This window comes from Viscerimonas tarda, assembly GCF_054601255.1.
The window spans coordinates 1-3,036 of the sequence record NZ_BAAHWV010000094.1 but is presented as its reverse complement, the minus strand read 5'-3'; the positions used below and the strand labels follow the sequence as shown (position 1 = coordinate 3,036).

Genomic DNA, 3,036 nt, shown 5'->3' with positions numbered 1-3,036 from the left:
GGCAGGTACAGCCGTTGCCAAAACCTATACCGGCAAATCCATTACCGTTGCCAAAGCCGATGTAACGGGCAAAGGCGTATTGATGTGCGAGATTTCAAAATAAACCATGGCAAAGGAACTGATCGCCCGTGGACAGGCAACCGTTTATACGCAGACGGATGCCTATACGATAAATCAATCGCTTTCCGAATATGTGTTTGCAGCAGCCAATACCGGAACGATTGTCAGTGCGGTAACTTTTACGTCCACCCTGAAAGTCACCCTTGGCGGTGTGAATGTTACGGATTTTACCATAGGAACGATTACCAAACCCGCCGGATTTTCCACCATCACGGTTAATAATACCAATAAAACCATTGCTTACAGCGTTGCAGCCAACACCACCAGTTTGGCAGACACCGGAATCATTACGATACCGGTTGTAATCAAAGGCGAAACCTATTCCGTGTCTTTCGTCTGGTCGAAAGCCAAAACCGGCGCAACCGGACCGGCGGGCGCGGATGCCAACCTGTTGGATTGGGTATCGGACTGGGATACCGGCAAAACCCTGATTGGTGGAAACTCGGTCATTACGCCCAAAATTTTTGCAGGCGTTAAAAATGCCAACGGCACATTGACCGGCGTGGCATTGGGGCATTTTGCTTTAAGTGCGCTGAATGCTTCCGGACAGGTGGTAACTGAAACGATAGACGGCATCTATGGTTTCAAGGACGGAAATAGGACTTTTTTTGTCGATAACGGCGGCAATGCACAGCTTGGACGCGGAACCCAATACATTAAATACAATGCGACAACCGGCAAAGTGGAATTTGGCTCGGAAGTCGCCCTTGCATGGATAGGCTCCACTTATATTGATGCCACCGGAATATTTACCGGAACGCTTTCGGCAAATACGGTGGGCGCCGTCAATATCAATGCAACGCAAATAACTGCCGGAACAATTGCGGCTGCAAGAATAGATGTTGCCGCATTGAAAGCAAGCCTTATTACCGCCGCCAACATCGAAGCCTTGACCCTGAACGTAACCAAAGGGAAAATCGGCGGTTGGACGATTGATTCGGATTCTATTTTTCTTGGAACAAAAAACAATACTTCGGGGGCTTATACCTCCGCATCCGCTTCGATGACTATCGGCTCAACCGGTATCCGGGGATTCAAATGGCGACTGGATGCCACCGGTGCAGGCGCGGTGGCAGGTGGAAATATTTCATGGGATGCCGCAGGAAATGTTACCTTCGGCAACTTGGTTGTATTGAACTGGTCAACTCCCATCAAGGAAATTGTAGCCGGTTTGGGAGGGGCGACATATCCCAAACTGACACAAATTACCAATGCCGGAATATACACAGGTACATTAAGCGCCTATCAGATAACAGCCGGAATTATCAATACTGACCTGTTAGCTGCCGGAAGCATCAAGGCGGAAAAACTGGAAGCGGCAAGTATCCGGGCAAACATTATCAATGCCGATTATATCAGCGGACTGACCTGCTCGTTTATACGCGGGAAAATCGGTGGATGGAATATCAAGACGGACAGCATTACAACAGACAACCTGGGCATTGTGGGAGCCATTCCTCTCCAAATCCGTTCTTCTTCCGCCGGTTCGGGATATTGGTATAACTGCGGATACAGACCTTACGGACTGACCATGACCTGGCACCAAAGCAATAATGCCGGACATTTCGTAATGGGTGAGATAGCAGCTTCGGGAAATACGGTCAAAACCGGATTTATCGGCATACAGATGATGGCATGGGACAATACGGAATATTTCTGCCTGTCGGCCAATTACACGCTCTCCGGTTCCAAGGAAGTCTATAACCGGATAGCAGGCTGGGCTTTCGACAACAGCAGGATTTGGAAAAACAATGTGTCGCTGGGAGCCGACGGCTCCATTGCTAACGGTACGAAATGGCAGTTAAACAACGACGGTTCTGGCAGGGTAGCAAGTGGGAACATTACATGGGACGCTTCGGGCAATGTAAGTTTTGCATCCTCCGTTTCCCTTAACTGGACAACACCGGTAAACAATATCACAACTGCCTTGGGCGGGTCTTCCTATCCCAAGCTGACACAAATTTCATCGACCGGTATTTATACCGGAACACTGACGGCTGCGCAGGTCAATGCCGTCGCCATTAACGCAGGTAGCATTACAACAGGAACGTTAAGCGCCGACCGCATTGCAGCAGGCAGCATTACCGCCGCCAAATTGGACGCTGCAAGTATTAAATCAAGCATTATCAATACGGATTATATCAACGGCCTGTCCTGCACTTTTACACAGGGAAAGATAGGCGGCTGGACTATCAATTCAGGCTCGCTGTCCAATACCCATATTGCGCTGGACAATGCCAACAAGCGCGTAGTCGTATATGGGGCTAATGCCGGACCGACATCCGGGCAAAGGTCACAATTATATTACAATTCAGACGGTGATTTCGGATTCCTTGCCACCAACGCTTCCGGTTCCGGCATCGCCTGTTTCGGAGCTGCCAACTACATTGCCGGCTGGACGGTTGATACGGACAGTATTTTCCGGGGAACGAAAGCCAATACGTCCGGCGCTTATACTTCCGGCTCCGGCGCTGTCACGATAGGCTCTAACGGTCTTCGCGGCTATAAGTGGCAGTTGGAGTCCACCGGTGCGGGAGCTGTGGCCGGAGGCAATATCAGCTGGGACACTTCGGGAAATGTAACCTTTGGATCTGCGGTATCCTTGAATTGGACGGGCGGTATAGATGCCGCCAAAGAATTGGCATGTGCCATGGCATTCGGCAGAATGCTTTACCGCGACCCTACTTTTTACAACGGAAACAACAGCATCAATATATATAATAATTTGGGAAACGGAACAGTCACCATTACCCGAACCGGTGACTCCAATGCACCCAACGACAGTAAAGTGGTATTGGTCATCCAAAACAGGGGAGAAGCAAGTCCGTACTGCGGGGGATTTAATTTCGGAACATCAACGGCATACCGGAAAGTGTTTATCACGCGGATTATTGCCAAAATTCCCACAGGAAGGAA

1 protein-coding gene is annotated in these 3,036 nt (G+C 49.6%); it reads left to right on the top strand.

The features are described from left to right. Nucleotides 1-106 precede the first annotated feature (106 nt). On the top strand, nt 107-3,036 hold a 2,930-nt coding region (locus tag ACYPWY_RS15850), incomplete at its 3' end, for a beta strand repeat-containing protein (RefSeq protein WP_459686518.1).